Origin of the sequence: Streptomyces antnestii (assembly GCF_004005495.1) — a bacterium.
Taxonomy (GTDB): domain Bacteria; phylum Actinomycetota; class Actinomycetes; order Streptomycetales; family Streptomycetaceae; genus Streptomyces; species Streptomyces antnestii.
This window is the reverse complement of record NZ_RZYA01000001.1, coordinates 671,965-693,591: the sequence shown is the minus strand read 5'-3', so window position 1 is coordinate 693,591 and position 21,627 is coordinate 671,965. Positions and strand designations below refer to the sequence as shown.

Below are 21,627 nucleotides of genomic sequence, written 5' to 3'. Positions count from 1 at the left end.
GAGTGACCCTTGCGGCGAGAACCCGGTATACCAAATGCGCTGAAAGCGGAGTGGCCTATGACCCGGTTCATGGTCCGTCGTAGCTGCCTCGCCCTCCTGTCCCTGTGGGGGGTCGCCACCATCGTCTTCTTCATGTCGAAGCTGATCCCGGGCGACGTCGCGCGGGTGGCGGCCGGACGGCTCGCGACGCGTGAGCAGGTCGAGGCCATGCGCGAGAAGCTCCACCTCGATCAGTCGGTCCTCGTCCAGTACCTGGACTTCATGAAGCGTCTGGTGCACGGCGACTTCGGCGAATCGGTCGTGACGCACCAGAAGGTCTCGAACGACCTCCTGAACGTGCTCCCGACCACGGTCCAACTCGTCGTCCTGACGATGATCATCGTGGTGGCCGTCGCGGCCCCGCTCGGCATCGTCGCGGCGGTCAACGAGGGACGGGCGGCGGACATCGCCGCCCGCGTCGTCCTCGTCCTCTCCGGGGGCGTGCCCATGTTCTGGCTGGCGATCATGCTGCGCTGGTCGCTGAGCCTGCGCCTCGGCTGGTTCCCCATCTCCGGCACCAACAGCGTCGGCATGGCCCCTCCCCGAGTGACCGGGTTCACGGTGATCGACTCACTGCTCTTCGGCACCATGGGCAACGTCGTCGACTCCGTCGCGCACCTGCTGCTCCCGGCCGTGGCGCTGAGCATGCCCTTCATCACGACGCTGGCCCGCATCATCCGGTCGAACATGATGACCGCGATGAAGTCGGACTTCATCACCTTCGCCGTCTCCAAGGGAGTTCCGCGGCGACGCGTCGTCATGCGCCACGCGTTCCGCTCGTCCCTCGGCGCGGTGGTGACCATCTTCGGCATGCAGTTCGGCTGGATGATCAGCGCCGCCGTCCTGGTCGAGGCGGTCTTCTCGCTCCCGGGGATCGGCAGCTACCTGTACGGCTCCATCACCAGCCAGGACACCTTCGCCGTCCTCGCGGCCGTCCTCGTCATCGGCCTCGTCTTCATCGTGACGGCGCTGATCACCGACATGCTCCAACGGCTCCTCGATCCGCGTGTGCGCAACGCGCCAGGAGGTGCGTCATGACCGACGACGGCGCGAGCGTCGTCTCACCGGCCGCGATCGGACGGTCGATCGGCACCGCCGCACGGCGCGCTCTCGGGGGACGTCGCTTCCCGCTGCTCGACAGGATCGCCTTCGCTCTGGTCGTCCTCCTCGTACTGGTGGCGCTCGTCGGCCTCTTCGTGACACCGCACGACCCGTTCATGGTGAACACGGGACAGGCGTTCCTCCCGCCCGGGAGCGGCCACCTTCTCGGCACCGACAACGTCGGGCGGGACGTGCTCTCCAGGATCCTCGCCGGGGCCGGCAGGACCCTCCTCGTCGCCGTCGCGATCGTCCTGTGCGCGACGGTCATCGGCGTCCTCGTCGCGAGCGCCGCCGCGCTCATGCCCCGGTGGATCGACGAGTCCGTCATGCGGGCCTGCGACATCTGCATGTCACTGCCCAGCCTCGTGCTCGCGCTCGGCCTGGCCGCGTCGCTCGGCCCGTCGATGATGTCGATCGTGTTCGCCATGATCGCGACCTCGTGGCCGGCCACCGCCCGCCTCATGCGCAACATCCTGCGCGAGACGCTGACCAGCTCCTACGTGGAGGCGGCCCGGACCCTGGGCATGTCGCGGCTGCGGCTCATGCGGCGGCACGTCCTGCCCAACTCGCTGGACGCGATCTACGTGCAGGCGAGCATGGAGATCTCCGGCACCATCGTCATGATCTCCGGTCTCGCGTTCCTCGGCGTCGGAGCCCCGCCCCCCAGCCCGGACTGGGGATCGCTCATCGCCCAGGGCCAGAACCACATCACGACCGCCTGGTGGATCGCGCTGTTCCCCGGCCTCGCGATCACCCTCGCGGCCATCGCGTTCGGACTCGCCGGTGACGCCGTCCGCAGCGCCGTCGATCCCTCGTCGAGGAGGTCCTGATGGACTGTCACGAACCCCTGATGTCCATCGACGGACTGTCCGTCCGCGTGCCCGAGAAGGAGCGCATCGGCGGCGGTGCCGGCGACCTCACACTGGTGGACCGCCTGTCGCTCCGGATCAGGCCGGGCGAGCGGGTGGCACTCGTCGGGGAGTCGGGATCCGGCAAGAGCATGACCGCCCGCGCCGTCCTGCAGCTCGACCCGCACCTGCGCCTCTCCGGCTCCGTCCGCTGGAAGGGGCAGGAGCTGGTCGGCAGCGGTGAGCGCCGGATGCGCACGATCAGGGGCCGTGAGATCTCCATGATCTTCCAAGACCCGATGACCGCCCTGAACCCGGTCCTCACCATCGGCGAGCAGGTCGCGGAGACGCTGACCGTCCACGGGATGCCGAAGAAGAAGGCCTACGCCAGGGCGGCCGAGATGCTGGACCGGCTCAGGGTGCCGAAGGCGAAGGAACGGCTGCGCGCCTACCCGGGCGAGTTCTCGGGCGGGATGCGTCAGCGCGTGGTCATGGCGGCCGCGCTGGTGGCCGGCCCCGACATGCTCATCGCCGACGAGCCGACCACGGCTCTCGACGTCCGCGTGCAGGAACAGGTGCTCGACCTGCTGGAGGAGCAGTCGCGCGAGCTCGACCTCGCGGTTCTCTTCATCACCCACGACCTGGGAATCGTGGCCGGCCTCGCCCACCGCGTGGCGGTGATGCTGCGCGGCGCCCTCGTCGAGGAGCGCACGGTCGACGACCTCTTCGCCTGCCCACGGCACCCCTACACACGAGGCCTGATCGGATCCGTGCCACGTCTCGACGCGGACCCCGGCATCCGGCTGAAGACCGTCGCCGACCACATGTCCATGGAAGGAACCACCAGCCATGCCTGAGGTGTTGCTGCGCGTGGCCGGGCTGCGCAAGCGCTTCGGCCGTGGACACGGCGTCCACCAGGCGCTCGACGACGTCTCGTTCGACGTGCGACAGGGCGAGATCCTCGGTCTGGTCGGCGAGTCCGGATCCGGGAAGTCCACGATCATCCGCTGTCTGGTCGGCCTGGAGAAGGAGGACTCCGGCGAGATCACCTACGACGGCATCAACCCCGCTGCGGCCTCGAAGGCCGAACTGCGACGGTACCGGCGCGAGATCCAGCTGGTCTTCCAGGACCCGTACTCGAGCCTCGATCCCCGGATGACCGTCGGACAGATCCTCGAAGAGCCGATGCTGGTGATCGGCGGGTTCTCCGCGCGCGAGCGCCGCGACCGGATCAACGAGCTGATCCACCTGGTCGGCCTCCTCCCGGAGCACCTGGCCAGGTATCCGCGCGACTTCTCGGGCGGACAACGACAGCGGATCGCGATCGTCCGCTCGCTGGTGGTCGGACCCCGGGTTCTCCTCTGCGACGAGCCGGTGTCCGCCCTGGACGTGTCGGTCCAGGCCCAGGTGCTCAACCTGGTCAAGGACATGCAGCGCCGCCTCGACCTGACGGTGCTCTTCGTGTCGCACGACCTCGCCGTCGTGAAGTACCTGTGCACCCGCCTCGTGGTCCTCGACCGCGGGGTCATCGCCGAAGCGGGCGACGTCCCCGCGATCTACGACGATCCGCAGGCCCCGTACACGCGAGCCCTCATGGAGGCCGTTCCGCTGCCGGACCCCGCGGCCGAACGCGCGCGACGGGCGCGGCGGCAGGAGGCGGCGCGATGAACCGGATCGGCGCCGACGTGAAGTTCAGGGACGGCACCTCCTTCTTGGGCGACCCGGTCCGGACGCTGGCGGAACTGCGCGACCTCGGCTTCGAGGGAGTCCTCGTGCGCACGCTCGACGAGGCGTTCCCCACGCTGGACGGCGGCGCGATCGGCGAGTTCGCCGAAGAGGCCGCGCGGCGGGGGATGTTCGTCCAGATGGGCCTCGGCAAGGTCAACCCCTATATGACGGCCGAACTGCCGCGCGTGCGGGACCTGGGTGGCGGCAGCTACCTCGCCGGCATGGAACGGATGATCGGCATCTGTGCCGATCACGGCTGGACCGAGGCGTGGACCGCGACCGGGGGTTACCAGCACGAACTGCCCGCGCCCTTCTGCTTCGACCGCTTCCGCACCGACGTCGAATGGCCCCACCAGCTGGAGGCGACCGCCCGGTTCCTCCGGCTGCTGGCCCCGTCGCTGCGCGCCGCGGGAGTGCGGATCAACCTCGAGACGCACGAGGAGATCACGACCTTCGAGATCCTCCGGCTCGTCGAGGAGATCGGCCCGGACGTCCTGGGCGTCTGCCTGGACCCCGCGAACCTGCCCGTCCGGGGTGAGTTGGTCCCGGACGCGGTGCGGCGCGTCGCTCCGTACGTCAACATGACCCACCTGCGCGACGCGGTACTCGTCCCGACCGGGGCGGGGCCGGCCAGGTTCCTCGCACCGGTGGGCCGGGGCGTCATCGACTGGCCCGATCTGCTGGGGTGTGTCCTCGCCGCCAGACCCGGCCTCGACCTCGTCATCGAGGGGATCGGCGGCTCGCGGGCGGAGATGCTGCTGTGCCCCGACGACCCGGACTGGCGCGCCGCGCACCCTGACATGACCGACGCCGACGCCGCGGCCCTGCACGCACTGGCGGCCGGCTTCGACGACCTGGTGGCGACCGGCCGCGCCCCGAGCCTCGCCTCGCTGCGCTCGTCACCGCCCCGGGCCGCCGACCACCGCCGGTTCCTCACGGAATCCCTGAGCGCGCTCAGGGCCCGGGTCGCGAGCTGTTCCGGAGCACCATCCCGAGATCTGGAGGACAACAGCAATGCTGCAGAAGCCCGAGCTGATGGGTCTCGTCGAGGCGGTCGACTGTGACGTCGTCCTGCCGGGGGCGCCTGGGTACGAAACGCTGCGCCGGGTGTGGAACGCCGACGTCGACCAGCGTCCGGCGGCCGTCGTCCGGTGCACGACGGCGGAGCACGCCGCGGCGGCGCTGCGCTGGTGCCGCGCCCACCAGGTCCCGTTGACGGTGCGCGGCGGCGGTCACAATCTCGCCGGGACGAGCGTGTCCGACGACGCCGTCCTGATCGACACGGGACTCATGCGCCACGTCACGATCGACACGGCCGCCCGCACGATCACCGTGGGAGCCGGCTGCCGGTGGGGCGACGTCGACCGGGCGGCCGAGCCGTACGGCATCGCGCTCCCGGCCGGTGTGGTGTCCCACACGGGGGTCGCCGGTCTGACGTTCGGTGGCGGTACCGGCTATCTGTCGCGCATGTTCGGCTCGACCGTCGACTTCCTCCGCGAGGTGGAACTCGTCACCGCCGACGGCGTCGTCCGCAGGGTCGACGCGGACAACGAGCCCGAGCTGTTCTGGGCGCTGAAGGGCGCGGGCCACAACTTCGGCATCGCGACGGAGTTCGTCTTCGACTACGTCGACCTCCCCGGCCTCGCCACCGTGCGCCTCGCCCTCTACCCGGCGGAGAACCGCAAGGAGATCCTGCGCCGGTTCCGCGATCTCGGCCCGGGCATGCCGGACAACGTCACCTCCTACGTCCGGCTCTACCGTGCTCCCGCGTACTGGTCCCAGCTGCCCCGCGAGCACCGCGGCCGGCCCGTCGTGTCCGTCGCGACCGTCACCTACGGCGACCCGGCGGGCGAGCCCGAGCTGAGCAAGCCGATGTTCGGGACCGGAACCCCCGTCTACGAGCGCGTCAGCACGTTCCCCCACGTCACGCTGCAGCACTCGACCGACGACGAGTTCCGCTACGGGATCTGCCACTACTGGCGGCACGTCGCCTTCCGCGAGATGCCCGACGAACTCCTCGACATCGTCATCGAGCACGCGGACGCCTACCCGGGCCGCTCGCTCAACTCCAGCGCGCACATAGCCCACCAGGTCATGTGCCCGTTCGAGCTCATCGCGGGCCGGATCCACCCACGGGACCACAGCAACGACTCCACGACCGACATCCACTCCCGGTGGGCCGGAAACATCGGCGCCGACTGGGAGTACCCGGACGAGCGCCCCGAACTCGTCGCCTGGGTCAAGCGGTTCAGCGCCGCGGTCGGCGCGTGGGAACACGGCACCTACGTCAACTTCACCTCCGAGCGCGGCGACGCCGGCCGCGGCCGCGAGATCTACGGCGACAAATACGAGCGCCTGGCGAAGGCGAAGGCGACGTTCGACCCGAACAACGTCTTCGACCACGGCCTGGTCGACCTCGACCTCGCCGCGGCCGGCGCCGACCGGGCGGGAGCGTAGGACGAGATGCTGCGTATCGGGGTCGACAGCTCGAAGTTCGGTGTCGTGCGCGGCCGCCCGGCGGTCGCTGTCCTCGAGCGTGCCGCGGACCGCGGGCTCGAAGGTGTCTACTTCCGTTCCGTCCTGGAGCTCAGCCCGGACCTGGAGCCGGCCGAGGTCAAGGAGGTGATGCGGGCGGCCCACGATCTCGGCCAGCGCGTCGAGGCGGGGGTCGGCAAGGTCAACCCGTTCGCCACCCCCGAGACGCCCGAGATCCGCGCACTCGGCGACGGCGACTACCTGCGGGGGATGCGGCGCATGATCGAGGTCGCGGCCTCGGCCGGGATCCGCGAACTGTGGACGGCCACGGCCAACTACCAGTTCCGTCTGCCGGACCGGTACGCCTACGACCGCTTCCGCACCGACGTCGGATGGGACGAGCAACTCGCCGCCACCGAGCGCTTTCTGCACAAGCTCGCGCCCGTGCTGCGTGACCTCGGGGTGCACCTCAACATCGAGACGCACGAGGAGATCACCACTTTCGAGCTGGTGCGCCTGGTGGAGGCGGTCGGGCCCGACGTCGTCGGCATCACCTTCGACACCGCGAACGTGCTGATGCGGTGCGAGGACCCCGTCGCGGCCGTGGAGCGAGCAGCCCCCTACATCCGGGCCACCCACATCCGCGACGCGGCCCTCTTCTTCACCCCGGCCGGAATCGCGCGGCAGCTCGTGCCGGTGGGCGAGGGCGTCCTCGACTGGGACCGCCTGCTCGCGCCGCTCGCGGGGCACGACCTGATGCTGTCGGTCGAGGGCATCGTCGAGAGCACCCGCGGCGAGATGGAGCTGCAGCTCTACGACCCCGTCTGGCAGGAGGGCCATCCCGATCTCACCCTCGCCGAGGCCTTCGAGGTCGTCCGTCTGACCACCCTCTACGCCGATCGCGTCTCGGACGGCGCGGCAGCCTCCCGGGAGCAGCTCCACCGCGCGGTCGGCGAACCCGAATCCCTCGCCTTCATCGACCGCAGCGCACAGCACCTTCGGCAGATCCTCGCCCGCACGGCCGGACAGGAACCCACCCCGGACAGGAGTTGGACAGCATGACCGACATCGCGGCCGACACGGCCTACCCGACGCTGAGCCTCCAGGAGCGCGACCGGCGCTGGGCTGCCGTGCGCGGCCTGCTCAAGGAGCACGAGATCGAGGGCATCGTCGTGTTCGGGACCGGCCGGGACAACGCGGACTCCTACCTCACCAACGAGGCCCGCCGCACGATCGTCCTCCTCACCCGGAACGACGACCCGAGCGTGTTCACCGGGGACGTTCCGCTCGACCGGTTCGACGCGCAGGGTTCCCGGTGGGAGCGCTGGGCCGGGGACTGGAGGCACGGAGACGGACCGGCGAACCTGGCGGCCGTGCTCCGGGAGCGGGGGCTCGACCGGAGCCGGCTCGGAGTCGTGGGACTGACGGGCAGGTTCGTCGGTGAGTCCGCCGGCACCATCTCGTACACGACCTGGTCCCGGGTCATGGAGCTGCTGCCCGACGTCCGCTGGGTCGACACCGCCGCCGCGTACGAGTCCCTCGTGATCCTCAAGAGCCCGGAGGAGCAGGTGCTGCTCCGCAAGGCCGCCGCTCTCGGTGAGCGGGCGTGTCAGGCGTTCGTGGACACGGCCCGCGCGGGCGGCAACGAGCACGAGATCGCGGCGGCGGCGTTCCACGCCGTCATCTCCGGCGGCGGGTGGGTGCGGTGGCCGTTCATGCTGGAGCGGGCCGGCGCGAGCATGTTCGCGTGGTCGGTCCCCGAGTGGTTCGAGATGGGCGGCGCACCGCACGTACCGCGTAAGGGCGACACGATCGCCGCCGAGATCTTCGCCTTCTACGGGGGTCAGGAGTCGCAGCAGCAGATCGACGTGTCGTTCGGCGAACCGAGCCCGCTGCTGCGCGAGTTGGAGGAGGTCTGCCTGGAGTCCTACCGGGCCGGCCTCGACGCGCTCACGCCCGGTCTGCGGTTCTCCGAGCTGGCGGCGGTCATGGAGGAGCCGCTGCGGCGCTCGCGCACCTGGAACACCGGCCCGATGGTGCAGACGGTGTCGCCGATCTACAACGGTGCGACCCGGATCGATCCGGGCGTCGACCCCGCGCTCCAGCACCTGGAGAAGCTGCCCTCGGGCCACGCCCTCGACGGCGACTTCGTGATCCGGGAGGGGCATGCGTTCGCCTTCGAACCGAACGCACTGCGCGACGGTCAGCGTGTCTGCGTGGGCGGCACCGTCCTGCTCACCCCGAACGGTCCCGAGGAGCTGAACAGCGTCCCGAACCGGCTGAACGTGGTCTGACGCCGGCGCTCGACGGAACGCGACGGCACCTGATCAAGGAACCTCTGACGAAGGGACGAAGGGACACCAATGGACTGGCCGCTCTCCAGAGCCTTCAAGGCCGGCGTGATCGCCCTCGGGGGAACACTCGCCCTGGCCTCGTGCAACATGCAGGCACCGAACTCGGGGAAGGGAGGCGCGTCGCAGATCGTCATCGGTACCTCGAACATCGCCGAGACACTCGACCCGCTCCAGGCGTCGGACGCACACAACGACTTCAATCTCGCCCCGATGTACGACCGTCTGGTCAACTACGACGCGAACGGCAAGCTGGTACCCCAGCTCGCCACCTCCTGGAAGTTCGACGCGGACGCCACCCATCTGACGCTCCGCCTCCGTGACGGGGCGGCCTTCCACTCCGGCAACCCGTTCACCGCGCGCGACGTGGCGTACACGCTGGACCGCGCGAAGAAGATCGGGTCGGGCGTCGCGGCGTTCCTCACGAACTACGTGTCGGCCGAGGCCGTCGACCCGGACCACGTGCGCATCACGCTGAAGGAACACGACCTCACCTTCGTCGGCGCCCTGAGCCGCTTCTACATCGTCGATTCCCAACTCGTCGGGAAACACGAGGGCGCCGACAACGGCCAGGGCTGGCTGGCCACGCACGAGGCGGGGTCGGGGCCGTTCGCCATGGCCCATTACACGGCGAACCAGGAGATCCGGCTGAAGCGCTCCGCCGACTACTGGGCCTTCGACAAGGGCCGGCCGGAGGCGGTCGTCCTGCGCATGCAGGAGGACCGCAGCGGCAGCCGCGACGAACTCCTGGCCGGGGACATCGACCTGACGGTCGGCCTCTCCGGCGCGGACGTCGAACAGGTCAGGAAGAACGGCCATTTCAAGTTCATGCGGCTGCCCGTCCCCCGGGAGACGTACGGGTGGATGAACATGAAGGGGGGCATCACGGCCGACCCCAAGGTCCGCGAGGCCGTCCAGCTCGCCTACGACTACAAGGGACACCTGACGAGCGCGCTCGGGGGCCAGGGCCAGATCGCGGATTCCCTGCTCCCCGAGGGGATCGCCTGCCGGGCCGACGCGGGAAAGCCGAAACAGGACCTCGGCAGGGCGAAGGCCCTCATCCGCGAGGCCGGCGTGGAGGGGAAGACCGTCACGATCGCCTACCAGCCGACCGTCGACGAGTTCAACGTGGCCGGCACCATCCTCCAGGACTCCCTGAAGAAGATCGGCCTCAAGGCGGAGCTCCAGGCGGTGACGTTCCCTCAGTACTCGGCGCGCGTCTCCAAGCAGTCCACGATGCCTGACATCGCGCTCGCGTGGGACTTCGCCTCCTACCCCGAGGCGGGTCCGCAGCTGGACCGTGAGTACAACTCGGCCTTCGCCGGGTCGACGAACTACACCTGGTACGCCGACCGGCAGGTCGACCGGTGGCTGAAGGAGGGGAACACCGCTCCGACCGCAAGCAAGGCGTGTGCGGCTTTCACCAAGGCCCAGAACAAGATCCTCGCCGATCACGCCCTGCTCTACATCGCCTACCCGGCGATCACCGTCCTGTCGGACGGGCGGGTCAGGAACATCCCGTTCTCGCCGACGCAGCAGGACTTCAACGTCGGGTTCCTGCGGATGGCCCGGTAATCGGGGCGGCAACGAGCGAAATGCCTGGTCAGCGTGCTGACCAGGCATGCCGCCGTCCGCCTGGCCGCCTCTGGTCACGAGCGGCGGAGAACGCCGAGCGCCGGGCGCGGGGTGCCAGTCTTTCCCGGCCCGGTTCGGCTGAATGCGTCCTTCGCCGAAGCACCGCCCGCTGCTAGCGTCGGGCGAAGCGGGAGACGGGGGGGCAGGCGATGGCGGCAGCCGAGGTGATCGATCTGGTCGCGATGGGCGAGGACTTCGTCCGCGATCCCTATCCGGTTTACGCGGCGCTGCGGGAGCGCGGCCCCGTGCACAAGGTGCGGATTCCGGAGGGTACGGAGGCCTGGCTCGTGGTCGGGTACGAGGCCGGCCGGGCCGCGCTGGTGGATCCGCGGTTGTCCAAGCAGTGGAAGAACGCCTCGCCTTCCTTTCCGATCCCCAGTCCGTCTGCGGGACCGCACATGCTCAACTCCGATCCACCGGACCATGAGCGGCTGCGCAAGCTGGTCGTCCGCGAGTTCACTCCGCGCCGGATCGAACAGCTCTCGCCGCGGGTGCGGCAGATCACCAACGAGTTGCTCGATGCGATGGTGGCGCTTCCGGAAGGGCGGGCCGATCTCGTCGAGTCACTCTCGTTCCCGCTTCCGATCTCGGTGATCTGCGAGCTGCTCGGTGTGCCGATGCTGGACCGGGCCGCGTTCCGCGCCTGGACCGGCACGATCCTCACCGACCCCGACCCGGGGGCGCGGCTGGCGGCGACGGGTGAGGCGTCCGCATATCTCGTCGACTTGCTGGAGCGCAAGCGACTGGCCCCGGGCCAGGACCTGATGAGCGCCCTGATCCGCACCACTGCCGAGGACGGCGACCGGCTGTCCACGGACGAACTGCGCGGTACCGCCTGGCTGCTGCTTGTCGCGGGGCATGAGACCACGGTCAATCTGATCTCCAACGGCGTATTGGCCCTGCTGACCCATCCCGATCAACTCGCCTCACTGCGCGAGGACATGACGCTCATCGACAGCGCGGTGGAGGAGATGCTGCGCTACGACGGGCCGGTGGAGACGCCGACGTTCAGGTTCACCACCGAGCCGGTCGAGATCGGCACCACGGTCATCCCCGGCGGTGGTGAGCTGGTCCTCGTGGCTCTGGCGGACTCGAACCACGACCCGGCGCGCTTCCCCGACCCCGGCCGCTTCGACATCCGGCGGGCCGCGGGCGGTCATGTCGCCTTCGGTCACGGCATCCACTACTGCCTCGGCGCGCCACTCGCCCGCCTGGAGGCTCAGATCGCGATCCGTGCCCTGCTGGAGCGCTGCCCCGACCTCGCACTCGACGCCCACCCGGCCGCCCTGACCTGGCGCCACGGCATGCTCATCCGGGGCCCGCGTCAGCTGCCGGTGCGATGGAAGTCCTGACATCGAGCTTGCGCGATGGCACTGCGGCTGCCGATTGAGCATCGGCCCGGTTCACGGCCCCGATCGCCTGTCTCCAACCGTGCCTGCCCCTCGCCGCGACCAACGCCCTGGCGCTGCTGCGCCTCCTGCCGATGAGCGAGCGCGCATCGACGACTGCGCCGACAAGACCCTGGTCGCGGAGCCGACTTACTGGAAGGCGCTCCAGGCCGGCGGGCGCCGGCACCGGGAAGTCAGCAGCGCCGAGGCCACGCTTCCGACGGATCATGTCGGACCCAGCCATGGACGCCCGGCCCTGGACACCGGCACCGGCACCGGCACCGGCACCGGCACCGGCACCGGCACCGGCACCGGCGACCGTCGCCGAGGCACTCACCTGCCCGTGGTGACCTTCATCGTTTTGACCGCAAGCCCGCCGGGGGCGGGCCTGCGGCGGGAGGTCACTTGCTCAGGAAGGTCAGGAGTGCCGCGTTGACCTCCTGCGCATGGGTCCACAGCAGGCCGTGCGGGGCGCCCTCGATCTCGACGTAGTCGGCGGACGGGAGCGCCTTGTGGAACGGGCGCGCGGTCCCCTCGACGGGCAGGATCCGGTCGCCCGTACCGTGCAGGATCAGGGCCGGCACGTCGATGGCCGGGATGTCGGCGCGGAAGTCGGTGTACCAGGTCGACGGCGCGGCGGCCGCCGCGAAGAAGCCGCCGCCCGCGGCGACGTTCCAACTGTTGCGTACGGCCTCCTCGCTGATCCTGGTGCCGAGGTTCTCGTCCAGGTTGTAGAAGTCCTTGTAGAAGTCGGTGTAGTACGCGTAGCGGTCCGCCTTGACGGCCGCGACGATGCCGTCGAAGAACTCCTTCGGGGCGACACCGTCGGGGTTGTCGTCGGTCTTGAGCAGGCAGGGCTCCAGCGAGGCCAGGAAGGCGACCTTGGCGACCCGGGCGGAACCGTAGGTGGACACGTACCGGGCGACTTCTCCGGTGCCCATGGAGAAGCCGACCAGGACGGCGTCTCGCAGGTCGAGGGTCTCCAGCACGGTGTTCAGATCGGCCGCGAAGGTGTCGTAGTCGTACCCGGTGGCCGGTTGGCTGGACTGTCCGAAGCCGCGGCGGTCGTAGGTGATCACGCGGTAGCCGGCGTCGAGCAGCACGGCGCTCTGCCGCTCCCAGGAGTGGCCGCCGAGCGGGAAGCCGTGGATGAGGACGACCGGCTGCCCGGTGCCGTGGTCCTCGTAGTAGAGGTCGATGGTGGTGGAGTTCTCCTGGCCCACGGTGATGTACGGCAAGGTGTCGTTCCTTCTTCTGGAGTGACTGGCGTGTTCGCGGGATGCGCGGCACGGGATGTCGTCACGCTAGGGCGGACGTCTCGCCGCCTGTTGTCCTTCAGTGCATCGCTGCTTGCCTGGAAGTGCCAGGAAGGGCAGGAAGAGCGGGAAGAGGACGAGTGCCGAGTGCCGGAGCACTGCCGCGCAGGCCTGTCGAAGGTGTCCCTCGCCCGCACTGCTCACAGGCGCGGACGGACCACAGACGGTGCACCGGCGGACAAGGCGTCCTCGCCGGCGGCCCCTAGTGTGCTGTTCGAGCCCCCGGCCCGCATCGGTCGATCACCTCGGCCGACATCCACAGGGAGTTGTGACTTGTCCCGTTCCGGCAGCCCGACCGTCGTGCTGGTCCACGGCGCCTTCGCCGACGCGTCCGGCTTCGCCCGCGTCATCCCCGAACTGATCGCCCGCGGCCTGGATGTCGTGGCTCCGGCAGTGCCCAACCGCAGTCTGCTCGGCGACTCCGCCTACATCGCCTCGATCGTCCGTGGGATACCCGGTCCGGTCGTGCTGGTCGGGCACTCCTACGGCGGCGCCGTCATCACCGTCGCCGGTGCGGAGGACAACGTCACAGCGCTGGTCTACCTGGCCGGCTACGCCCTGGAGGAGGGCGAGAGCCTGGGCGAGTTGCAGGGCGGCTTCCCGGATTCCGACCTCGCCGGCGCGCTCGTCCACACGCCCTTCCCGGTCGAGGGCTCCACCACTCCCGGCACCGACGTGTCGGTCGAGATCGACAAGTTCCCGTCCGTCTTCGCCGCCGATGTCGATCCCGGCCTGGCGGCCGTCCTCGCCGTCTCCCAACGCCCCCTGGCCGCACAGGCCTTCGCGGAGAAGGCGCCGAAGGCGGCGTGGAAGACCAAGCCCTCCTGGGGTCTGGTCGCCACGGCCGACCACACCATCAACCCCGAGGTGGAGCGCTACGGCTACACGCGTGCCGGCATGACCACTGTCGAGGTCGACTCCTCGCACCTGGTGATGCTCGCCCACCCGGAGCGCGTCATCGAGTTGATCGAGGAGGCCGTCCGGGCCACCGCCCACTGAGCCGATTCGGATCTCGGGAACCGGCTGTCAAGGGTTCCTGCGGACACGGTGCTTGCTCAGGACGGAGACGCGGTTGAACGCGTTGATGGTGATCGCCACCCAGATCACCGCGGAGATCTCGTCGTCGTCGAGGAACCGGCGAGCGCTGTCGTACGCGCTCTCCTGCGCGGCGGCGTCAGCGGGTTCGGTGGTCGCCTCCGCCAGGGCGAGAGCCGCACGCTCCTGCTCCGTGAACAGCTCGGTGTCGCGCCAGGCAGCCAGCACGCCCAGACGCTGAGTGGTCTCCCCGGCGCGCAGCGCGGCCCTGGTGTGCACATTCAGGCAGTAGGCGCAGCCGTTGATCTGTGACACACGGAGGTTGATCAGCTCCACCAGGCGGCGGTCCAGCCCCGCCTCGGCAGCGACCGTCCGGACCGCATCGGCCGTCTCGACCAGTGCGTGGTAGGCCTTGGGGCTCTGTTTGTCGATCAAGACCCGCCGATTCACAGGCTGCGCGGTGGTGTCTATCAACTTGGGCTCCTTCGAGGCCGCTCCCGGCCCTTGCTCGCCGTGCCGTGCGTGTTTGGGGACACGGACTTACTATCAGGCATGATTGTTGAATATAAAATCACCTTGGGATGTGGGAAGGCCTTCGATGAGCAACGTCGAAACGAATCCGGCCGCACTGCGCTGCGATGCCGCCGAACACGGTGAGGCCGCGCCGCAGGTCGACGTGCTGACCCCGCGGGACGTCCCGTTGGGCGGGCCACGAGCCATGACGGTGCGGCGCACGCTGCCGCAGCGGGCGCGGACGCTGATCGGCGCCTGGTGTTTCATCGACCACTACGGACCCGACGACGTCGCCGACACCGGCGGCATGGACGTCGCTCCCCATCCGCACACCGGTCTGCAGACCGTGAGCTGGCTGTTCAGCGGGGAGATCGAGCACCGCGACAGCCTGGGCAGCCACGCGTTCGTACGGCCCGGCGAGCTGAACCTCATGACGGGCGGGTACGGCATCAGCCACTCGGAGGTGTCCACCGCCGGCACCACGATCCTGCACGGCGTCCAGCTGTGGGTGGCTCTGCCGGAACAACACCGGAACACCCACCGGGACTTCCAGCACCACGTGCCGAACCCTGTTCGGGTGGGCGGGGCAGACCTCAGGGTGTTCCTGGGATCCCTCGCCGGTGACACTTCCCCCGTCCGGACGTTCACGCCCTTGCTCGGCGCCGAACTCGTCCTCGACCCGCGCTCGACGACCGCACTCCCGGTGGATGCCGCCTTCGAGCACGGCCTGCTCGTCGACGAAGGGAAGGTCCGCATGGGCGGAACACTCCTGGTCCCGGCGGAACTCGGCTACCTCGGCACCGGAAACGACACCCTGACGCTGACGAACGAGTCGGACACCCCCGCCCGGGTGGTGCTGCTGGGCGGGACGCCGTTCGAGGAGCAGATCGTCATGTGGTGGAACTTCATCGGCCGCAGTCACGAGGACATCGTCGACGCCAGGGAAGCCTGGGAAAACGCGTCCGACCGCTTCGGAAGCGTCGAAGGTCACGACGGCCACCGCCTTCCCGCGCCCGCCCTTCCACATGCCACCCTCACGCCACGCAAGAACCCGACACGCCCCTGAAAGGCTCACGATGACACAGCCCGCCGCCGCTCCGACCGTCCAGCGTGTGGATGCCAGGCACCGGTACGAAATCCTGGTCGACGGCAGCGCCGCAGGCCTCACCGCCTACCGCGACCACGATGACCAGCGCGTCTTCTACCACACCGAGATCGACGACGCCTTCACCGGTCAGGGCCTGGCTTCGATCCTCGTCCAGCAGGCCCTGACCGACGCACGTGCCGCCGGGAAACGCATCGTGCCGGTCTGCCCTTACGTGGCGAAGTTCCTCAGGAAGCACGACGAGTTCGCCGACATCGCGGACCCGGTGACCCCCGAAGTCCTGCGATGGCTGGAGGCCGAGCTGGCGCGCTGACCCGGGGCACCAGCGGTACGGGCTGTGGGATGTCGCTCATCTCCGATGGAGATGAGCGACATCCCGAACCATCGCCGCGGACAGGGAAGCACCCGGGGCGCACCGACGCTTACGCCTGCGTGACGGCATCGAGGAAGCTGCCGGCCATCCACGGCACTACCGCCCGCGCCGGTCTCCCGGCTCGCCCCGCCAAGAAGGTGCACATGTCCGCATCATCCGAACTCAGGACCTCGCGTCGGCCCGCGACCGCGACGGCCCCGCACGGCGTGCCAGGGTGGCTGGTCGCGCTCCTGGCCGTCGCCTCCGGCATGACGGTCGCCAACCTCTACTACGCCCAGCCCCTCCTGTCCTCGCTGAGCGGTGTCTTCCACATCAGCACGGCCGCGGCCGGGGCACTGATCACGCTCACCCAGGTCGGCTACGTGATCGGCATGCTCTTCCTGGTCCCGCTCGGCGACCGGCTGGAGAAGCGCAACCTGGTCACCGTTCTGCTGGCGGTCACGACCCTCGCCCTCGTGGCGGCGGGACTCGCCACCAGCTTCCCCATGCTGCTGATCGCCTCGCTGGTCAGCGGCGCCACCTCGGTCGTCGCCCAGATCCTCGTGCCGTTCGCCGCCGGCCTCGCTCCTGACCATGCCCGCGGCCGCATCGTCGGCCGGGTGATGAGCGGGCTGCTCACCGGCATCCTGCTCTCCCGCACGCTGAGCAGCCTGGTCTCGGACGTCGCCGGCTGGCGCGTCGTCTTCCTCGGCTCCGCCGCCCTGATGGCCGTGCTGGCCGTGGCCCTGCGCGTGGCCCTGCCGGAGCACGCGCCGACCACGACCATCCCGTACCACCACGTGCTGCGCTCCACCGTCCGTCTGGTGCGCACGCACCCTGCGCTGGTGCGGCGCGGTCTCTACCAGGCGGCGATGTTCGGCGCCTTCAGCGCCTTCTGGACCACGGTCTCCTTCGTCCTGACCGGCCCCCGCTTCCACTACTCCCCCGTCGGGGTCGGCGTGTTCGCCCTCGTCGGCGCGGCCGGAGCGGCCATCGCCCCGTTCGCCGGGCACTGGGCCGACCGTGGGCTCGTCCGCCCCATGACCGGCATCGCCTTCGTGGTCGTTGCCCTGGCCTTCGCGCTCGCCGGGTTCGGCGGACACAGCGTCGTGCTGATCGCCCTGGCCGCGATCGTCGTCGACATGGCCGTACAGACGACCCTGATCCTCGGCCAGCACACCGTCTACCAGCTCGACCCCGCCGCGCGCGCCCGCCTCAACAGCGCCTTCATCGCCATGTTCTTCGTGGGCGGCGCGGTCGGATCGCAGCTCGGATCCGTCGTCTACCACGCCGAAGGCTGGACCGGCCTCACCGCACTCGGTGCCGCCCTGCCCCTCGTCGCCCTCCTCTACTGGACCACCGAACGTCGAAGTGGGGCGGAAGCAGAGCCGAGCCCGGCAGGCCTGTAACTCCAGGTCCGCAAAGGTCGGACTCAGCTCGCGGTCAGCTTGTCCCTCAGACGGCCGCGAGTCGGTGGCTACCCCCGAGCGCTTGGCCGACCGGCCCGCAACATCACCGACCTGGTGGCCGCCCTCATCACCGGGCGGGCCCGGGAAGTCCGCGCCTACGTGGAGGCACCTCGGGGGTCCGGAGCCCGAACCGGAGACCATCGCGGCTGCGCACGACAGGTCCGTCCAGTCCCTCCACAAGCTCTTCGGTCCCCGGCGTGGCCCGCCGTTGAGGCTTCAGCGGTCCGACCCATTTCAGCCGGCCCTTCCACACCGCGTACGGCGACTCCAGCGGGGACCGATCGCATGACGCCGGGTGATCTCCGCCGTGCTCCCCGTTGTAGCGAGAAGCACGACCGGGCGCCCGCAGCGGCGAAGCACTCGAAGACGATGGGCTTGACCTGCGACGATGAGGCGACGCACGGTGGGCTCGTTGGGGAGCCGCGACCTGCGGGACGCCAAAGGCGCCCTCCTGCGTTGCCACGTGACCGGACAACGTGGGGGTGCGCCGAGCCGGGCTTCGGCAGGCGAGTACGGACAGGAAGGGGCCATGGGTGTCGGGGTCGAACGGCTCGCTGTCCCGTGCCGGTCTGCGCGGCCGAGAGGGCGAGCTCGAACAGCTTCAGACACTGACCGACTCGGTGGCCCGCACCGGAAGCGGCGCCTTGGCCCTGCTCCAAGGGGAGCCCGGCATCGGCAAGACCACGCTGCTCACCGAGGCCGTATCCCGGGCCAGGGCGGCAGGGTTCTCGGTCGGACTCGGCAAGGCCGACGAGCTGCATCACATCGTGCCGCTGTCGTCGCTTGCGGCCAGCGTCCTGCACGGAGATCAACCACTGCTGTCCGGCGGCGCCTTCGCCGATCTGGCGCGGAATCAGGATCAGCGGATCTGGCTGGTGGAGCGCCTCGCGGAGGCGATCGAAGCCAGGGCCGACGGTGCGCCCGTGCTGATCGCCCTGGACGATGTGCAGTGGGCCGACCCGCTGAGCCGGTTCGCCCTGAAGCAGCTTCCGGCACGCCTGCGCACCTCGCCGGTCCTGTGGATGCTGGCCGGGCGACCGGATCCCACGGGACCGTCGGAAGAGATCGTCACAGCCGCGGCCGGCACACTCCCGACGGTCACTGTGTCCTTGAAGCCGCTGTCCGGCGCGGCCATCGGTCAACTCGCCGACGACACCCTGGGGGCAGCCGTCGACGAGCGGGTCCGGGACCTGCTCGACGGGGCTGGAGGCAACCCGTTCCTCGCGGTCGAGATGCTCGCGGGACTGGGTACCGCGGAGGCCTCGGGTGATCCGCTGCCCTCCACAGTCGTGGTGGGTGTGCGGGGCAGACTCAGATCCCTGCAGCCCAGCACCCTGCGCTTCCTTCAGATGGGAGCCGTGCTGGGGCGCAGGTTCGGCTTCCATGACGCGGCCGCGCTGTACGGCGAACCGCCCGCCACGCTGATCCCTGCGCTCGAGGAGGCGATCCGCGCCGGGCTTCTGGACGACGACGGCGACGATCTGGTCTTCCGGCATGATCTGCTGCGCCAGGCCGTCTACGTCGACATCCCGCCGTCAGCCCGGAAGGCTCTGCACCGCGAGGCCGCCGGCCAGCTCGTCTCCGCGGGCCGCCGGCCGATCGACGCGGTGCCGCACATCCTCAGGGGCGCCCTGCCCGGAGACAAGGAGTGCGTGGCGCTGCTGCGGCGAGCCGCTGAGGACGTGCTGCCGGTCACGCCCGGCCTCGCGGCCGACCTCATGACGCGCGCCCTGGAACTGGCGCCGTCCGCAGGGCCGCTGAGGTTCGAGGCGGGTGAGCAGGCGATCCTCGTCCTGACCCGGGCCGGCAGGAGCCGAGAGGCGCTGTCCATCGGCGACCGGCTGCTGGCCTCCCGGCCGCCGCTGGAGGTGTTCAGCCGGTTGCAGGCCGCCCTCGGAGGGACGCTGTGGAACCTGGATCTCGCCGAGGAACTGCGTCGCCGGACCGAATCCGCCCTCGGAATCGGGGGCGCGGCCCCGGAGATCGCGGCGAGGCTGGCCGCCCTGCGGGCGCTGGCCCTGTCCCGGGGGCGTGATCTTGTCGCGGCGCGTGAGGCCGGTGAGACCGCGCTGCGGGCCGCCACCGCGACCGGTGACCGGGAGGCGCACGTCCTGGCCCTGTCCGGGCTCGGCGAGATCGCGCAGAACGCGGGTGACAACGCGGTCGCGCTGGAGCGCTTTGCCGCGCTCAGCGCCCTCGATTCCGCTTTCCTTCCGGAAGAGATCGTCGCGCACCTGCACGTGGACGACTTCGCGTCCGGTGAACGACTCCTCCTGCAGGCAGCGGACAACACCGGGTCGGTGCGTCAGGCGATGATGCTGTGGGCGCAGGGCCAGTACGACCTGGGACTCGGCCGGCTCGATGACGCCGACGCCGACTTCGCGACCATGGAGCGCCTGGAAGACGACGTACAAACGCCCGTCCAGCAGGTGAACGGTCGCGTGATCCGCTCCCGGATCGCCCTGCTGCGCGGCGACCTGGAAGCGGCGCGGGAGCACCTGCTCGCGGCGCGGGAAAGACTGGTGGTCAAACCGAACCCGGGCAACACGGCCGCGGTGCGCTTCCTGGAGGCCGTCCACGCAGAGGCCGACGGGGACATCGGGCTTGCCGTCGACAAGATCCGACAGGTACAGCAGGAAGGGTCTTTCATGCGTTGGCGGCTGTTGCGCGACTGGGTCGACGCCGCGATACGGATGGCCCTGCGCGGCGCCGAGCACGAGCTCGCCGAGGACCTGGCAGCACAGGCCGGGGCCCTCGCCGCGCGCAATCCTGCCGTGCCGACCGCCACGGGCGTCGCGGCACATGCCCTCGGGCTCGTGAAAAACGATCTCGCCATGCTCGAACACTCCGTGGAACTCCTCAGGGCAAGCCCTCGCCGGCTGGTCCGGGCCGCCGCCTGCGCCGATCTCGGACAGGCACTCCTGGCGGCGGGACGCAGACCTCAGGCGGTGGCCGCCCTGGCTCAGGCCCATGGCACGTTCGCCGAGTCGGGCGCCCACGCCGCGGCGGCGCGCCTACAGCGGGATATGGACGGTGCGGGGGCCGGCAGCCGCAGGGCCGCGGCCACGCAGCGTCCCGTCCAGGGATGGGGGGCCCTCACGGCCTCGGAGAAGAAGGTCGCGCGTCTGATCGCCGAGGGCCACACCAACCGGTCGGCCGCCGACGTGCTCGTCGTCTCCCCGCACACGGTCAACACTCACCTGACCTCGGTCTTCCGCAAGCTGTCGGTCAACTCCCGGGTTCAGTTGGCCAACCTGGTCATGGCCTTGCCCGACAACTGAGCGGAGCCATGGGTGATTGGTACGTTCGCGCGATGCCTGCCGTACCCGAACCCACTTGGCTGGGAAACCGGACTCGATCGGAGGCACCGCCATGCCACTTGTCCCCCCTCCGCCCACCATCGTGCTGGTGCACGGGGCGTTCACCGATGCCTCGTCCTGGGCGGAGGTCATCAGCATCCTTCACACCGCCGGACTGACCGTGCGCGCCCCGGCGAACCCGCTGCGCGGCCTGGCGCAGGACGCCGCCCACATCGGCAGCGTGGTGCGGGACATCGATGTCCCCGTCGTGCTGGTCGGCCACGGCTACGGCGGCGCGGTCATCACGCACGCCGCCACCGACGCCGACAACGTCGTGGCGCTGTGCTACGTCGCGGGGTTCGGCCTCGACACGGGCGAGAGCGTCCTGGACATCACGCACCGCTTCGCCCCCGCGCCGGTGGCCGACGCGACCATCACCGCCGCCCTCCCCACCCAGGTTCCCGGCGGCCCGGACAGCGAGCTCTACATCCGCAGGGAACGTTTCCCGCAGGTGTACGCCGCCGACCTGCCGCCACGCGTGAAGAATGCGATGTCCGTGGCGCAACGCCCGATCGCCCAGCGCGCGTTGACCTCAAGATCGGGCGCGCCGGCATGGGCATCCAAGCCGTCCTGGTACGCCATCGCGACCGCCGACCGAATGCTCAACCCCACCGCTCAGCGCTTCATGGCGCAGCGCATGGCGGCCACCGAATACCTGCTGGACGGCTCGCACGCCGTGGTGCTGTCGCAGCCCGCCGCCGTCGTGGCGATGATCCGGGAAGCCGCCGAGCGGGGCGATGGTCGCGGCGACGGCGACGCGCTTCGACGGACCTTTTGAGCAGGTGAAGCCCTATAAAATGCGTTCGAACAGAAGTTGGAGGTATGGACCACCTTGACGGCACCCCGGTAGTCCACTCACCTCGCGGCACCGACCCCGCCCACAGACCTCACGTCACTCGGTAAAGGCACCAGC

Annotated in this window: 18 protein-coding genes; 16 read left to right on the top strand and 2 right to left on the bottom strand. The window is 69.9% G+C overall.

Features of this window, described 5'->3' with window-relative positions:
• The first annotated feature begins 69 nt into the window (after positions 1–69).
• The 10 genes from EOT10_RS02930 to EOT10_RS02885 all read left to right on the top strand — a co-directional run bounded on the left by EOT10_RS02930 (position 70) and on the right by EOT10_RS02885 (position 11,529).
• On the top strand, positions 70–1,077 hold the full coding sequence (locus EOT10_RS02930) for an ABC transporter permease (RefSeq protein WP_262985389.1): 1,008 nt from the start codon (positions 70–72) through the stop codon (positions 1,075–1,077).
• A complete protein-coding gene (locus EOT10_RS02925) occupies positions 1,074–1,970 on the top strand; it encodes an ABC transporter permease (protein ID WP_127826420.1) in 897 nt (298 codons plus the stop codon). The genes EOT10_RS02930 and EOT10_RS02925 overlap by 4 nt, the downstream gene beginning before the upstream one ends.
• Entirely contained in the window at positions 1,970–2,845 is an 876-nt protein-coding gene (locus EOT10_RS02920; protein WP_223280719.1) for an ABC transporter ATP-binding protein, read from the top strand. Before EOT10_RS02925 ends, EOT10_RS02920 begins: the two co-directional genes overlap by 1 nt.
• Positions 2,838–3,656 carry an ATP-binding cassette domain-containing protein gene (locus EOT10_RS02915; RefSeq protein ID WP_127826419.1) on the top strand — a complete coding sequence of 273 codons (819 nt, stop codon included), beginning with the start codon at positions 2,838–2,840 and terminating at the stop codon, positions 3,654–3,656. The genes EOT10_RS02920 and EOT10_RS02915 overlap by 8 nt, the downstream gene beginning before the upstream one ends.
• On the top strand, positions 3,653–4,780 hold the full coding sequence (locus EOT10_RS02910; protein WP_127826418.1) for a sugar phosphate isomerase/epimerase family protein: 1,128 nt from the start codon (positions 3,653–3,655) through the stop codon (positions 4,778–4,780). The genes EOT10_RS02915 and EOT10_RS02910 overlap by 4 nt, the downstream gene beginning before the upstream one ends.
• Positions 4,731–6,173 carry an FAD-binding oxidoreductase gene (locus tag EOT10_RS02905; protein ID WP_127826417.1) on the top strand — a complete coding sequence of 481 codons (1,443 nt, stop codon included), beginning with the start codon at positions 4,731–4,733 and terminating at the stop codon, positions 6,171–6,173. Before EOT10_RS02910 ends, EOT10_RS02905 begins: the two co-directional genes overlap by 50 nt.
• A 6-nt stretch (positions 6,174–6,179) precedes the next feature.
• Complete coding sequence (locus EOT10_RS02900) at positions 6,180–7,253, top strand: sugar phosphate isomerase/epimerase family protein (RefSeq protein ID WP_189491009.1); 1,074 nt, start codon at positions 6,180–6,182, stop codon at positions 7,251–7,253.
• The gene (locus EOT10_RS02895) at positions 7,250–8,485 is read left to right on the top strand and encodes a M24 family metallopeptidase (RefSeq protein ID WP_127826416.1); all 1,236 of its coding nucleotides are present in this window, start codon (positions 7,250–7,252) and stop codon (positions 8,483–8,485) included. The genes EOT10_RS02900 and EOT10_RS02895 overlap by 4 nt, the downstream gene beginning before the upstream one ends.
• A gap of 69 nt (positions 8,486–8,554) precedes the next feature.
• Positions 8,555–10,117, top strand: a complete 1,563-nt coding sequence (locus tag EOT10_RS02890; protein ID WP_127826415.1) for an ABC transporter substrate-binding protein — start codon at positions 8,555–8,557, stop codon at positions 10,115–10,117.
• Positions 10,118–10,326: 209 nt separating this feature from the next.
• Positions 10,327–11,529 (top strand): cytochrome P450 family protein, encoded by a 1,203-nt coding sequence (locus EOT10_RS02885; protein ID WP_127826414.1) that lies wholly within the window; start codon positions 10,327–10,329, stop codon positions 11,527–11,529.
• Between the two features lie 437 nt (positions 11,530–11,966).
• On the opposite strand, the gene EOT10_RS02880 is transcribed toward EOT10_RS02885, so the two are convergent.
• On the bottom strand, positions 11,967–12,803 hold the full coding sequence (locus tag EOT10_RS02880) for an alpha/beta fold hydrolase (protein ID WP_127826413.1): 837 nt from the start codon (positions 12,801–12,803) through the stop codon (positions 11,967–11,969).
• 351 nt (positions 12,804–13,154) lie between these two features.
• Between EOT10_RS02880 and EOT10_RS02875 the strand changes: the two genes are divergently transcribed.
• Positions 13,155–13,880, top strand: a complete 726-nt coding sequence (locus EOT10_RS02875; protein ID WP_127826412.1) for an alpha/beta fold hydrolase — start codon at positions 13,155–13,157, stop codon at positions 13,878–13,880.
• A 27-nt stretch (positions 13,881–13,907) separates the two neighbouring features.
• On the opposite strand, the gene EOT10_RS02870 is transcribed toward EOT10_RS02875, so the two are convergent.
• Positions 13,908–14,390: a carboxymuconolactone decarboxylase family protein gene (locus EOT10_RS02870; protein WP_127826411.1), complete on the bottom strand. Its 483-nt coding sequence runs from the start codon at positions 14,388–14,390 to the stop codon at positions 13,908–13,910.
• 124 nt (positions 14,391–14,514) lie between these two features.
• On the opposite strand from EOT10_RS02870, the gene EOT10_RS02865 reads away from it, so the two are divergent.
• The 5 genes from EOT10_RS02865 (at position 14,515) to EOT10_RS02845 (ending at position 21,492) form a co-directional block, all read left to right on the top strand.
• Positions 14,515–15,495, top strand: coding sequence for a pirin family protein (locus tag EOT10_RS02865; protein ID WP_127826410.1), 981 nt, complete (start codon positions 14,515–14,517; stop codon positions 15,493–15,495).
• A gap of 10 nt (positions 15,496–15,505) precedes the next feature.
• Complete coding sequence (locus EOT10_RS02860; protein ID WP_127826409.1) at positions 15,506–15,847, top strand: GNAT family N-acetyltransferase; 342 nt, start codon at positions 15,506–15,508, stop codon at positions 15,845–15,847.
• A 266-nt stretch (positions 15,848–16,113) separates the two neighbouring features.
• On the top strand, positions 16,114–17,295 hold the full coding sequence (locus EOT10_RS02855) for an MFS transporter (RefSeq protein WP_431313255.1): 1,182 nt from the start codon (positions 16,114–16,116) through the stop codon (positions 17,293–17,295).
• Positions 17,296–17,888: 593 nt separating this feature from the next.
• On the top strand, positions 17,889–20,636 hold the full coding sequence (locus EOT10_RS02850) for a helix-turn-helix transcriptional regulator (protein ID WP_127826407.1): 2,748 nt from the start codon (positions 17,889–17,891) through the stop codon (positions 20,634–20,636).
• A 91-nt stretch (positions 20,637–20,727) separates the two neighbouring features.
• Positions 20,728–21,492, top strand: coding sequence for an alpha/beta hydrolase (locus tag EOT10_RS02845; protein ID WP_223280718.1), 765 nt, complete (start codon positions 20,728–20,730; stop codon positions 21,490–21,492).
• Positions 21,493–21,627 lie beyond the last annotated feature (135 nt).

Coding starts and splice junctions, on each gene's coding strand:
- EOT10_RS02930 (WP_262985389.1), top strand. CDS start 70: ATGGTCCGTCGTAGCTGCCTCGCCCTCCTGTCCCTGTGGGGGGTCGCC.
- EOT10_RS02925 (WP_127826420.1), top strand. CDS start 1,074: ATGACCGACGACGGCGCGAGCGTCGTCTCACCGGCCGCGATCGGACGG.
- EOT10_RS02920 (WP_223280719.1), top strand. CDS start 1,970: ATGGACTGTCACGAACCCCTGATGTCCATCGACGGACTGTCCGTCCGC.
- EOT10_RS02915 (WP_127826419.1), top strand. CDS start 2,838: ATGCCTGAGGTGTTGCTGCGCGTGGCCGGGCTGCGCAAGCGCTTCGGC.
- EOT10_RS02910 (WP_127826418.1), top strand. CDS start 3,653: ATGAACCGGATCGGCGCCGACGTGAAGTTCAGGGACGGCACCTCCTTC.
- EOT10_RS02905 (WP_127826417.1), top strand. CDS start 4,731: ATGCTGCAGAAGCCCGAGCTGATGGGTCTCGTCGAGGCGGTCGACTGT.
- EOT10_RS02900 (WP_189491009.1), top strand. CDS start 6,180: ATGCTGCGTATCGGGGTCGACAGCTCGAAGTTCGGTGTCGTGCGCGGC.
- EOT10_RS02895 (WP_127826416.1), top strand. CDS start 7,250: ATGACCGACATCGCGGCCGACACGGCCTACCCGACGCTGAGCCTCCAG.
- EOT10_RS02890 (WP_127826415.1), top strand. CDS start 8,555: ATGGACTGGCCGCTCTCCAGAGCCTTCAAGGCCGGCGTGATCGCCCTC.
- EOT10_RS02885 (WP_127826414.1), top strand. CDS start 10,327: ATGGCGGCAGCCGAGGTGATCGATCTGGTCGCGATGGGCGAGGACTTC.
- EOT10_RS02865 (WP_127826410.1), top strand. CDS start 14,515: ATGAGCAACGTCGAAACGAATCCGGCCGCACTGCGCTGCGATGCCGCC.
- EOT10_RS02860 (WP_127826409.1), top strand. CDS start 15,506: ATGACACAGCCCGCCGCCGCTCCGACCGTCCAGCGTGTGGATGCCAGG.
- EOT10_RS02845 (WP_223280718.1), top strand. CDS start 20,728: ATGCCACTTGTCCCCCCTCCGCCCACCATCGTGCTGGTGCACGGGGCG.